Source organism: Macrococcus hajekii (assembly GCF_004359505.1).
In the GTDB taxonomy this organism is placed as follows: Bacteria; Bacillota; Bacilli; order Staphylococcales; family Staphylococcaceae; genus Macrococcus; species Macrococcus hajekii.
This window is the reverse complement of record NZ_SCWE01000056.1, coordinates 1-253: the sequence shown is the minus strand read 5'-3', so window position 1 is coordinate 253 and position 253 is coordinate 1. Positions and strand designations below refer to the sequence as shown.

Annotated in this window: 1 protein-coding gene; it reads left to right on the top strand. The window is 53.4% G+C overall.

Annotated features, from left to right (window positions below):
- Nucleotides 1-253, top strand: a 253-nt coding sequence (locus ERX37_RS11350; RefSeq protein WP_208001708.1) for a collagen-flanked surface repeat-containing protein, incomplete at both ends; no start/stop codon positions are given.

Genomic DNA, 253 nt, shown 5'->3' with positions numbered 1-253 from the left:
ACGATCACAAATCCAGATGGTACGACAACAACAACAGTCATCAAAGACGGAGTAGACGGTAAGTCACCAACGGCGACAGTAGTCGACAACGGCGACGGCACGCATACAGTGACGATCACGAATCCGGATGGCACGACAACAACAACAGTGATCAAAGATGGTGCGGACGGCGAATCACCAACGGCGACAGTAGTCGACAACGGCGACGGCACGCACACAGTGACGATCACAAATCCAGACGGCACAACAACGA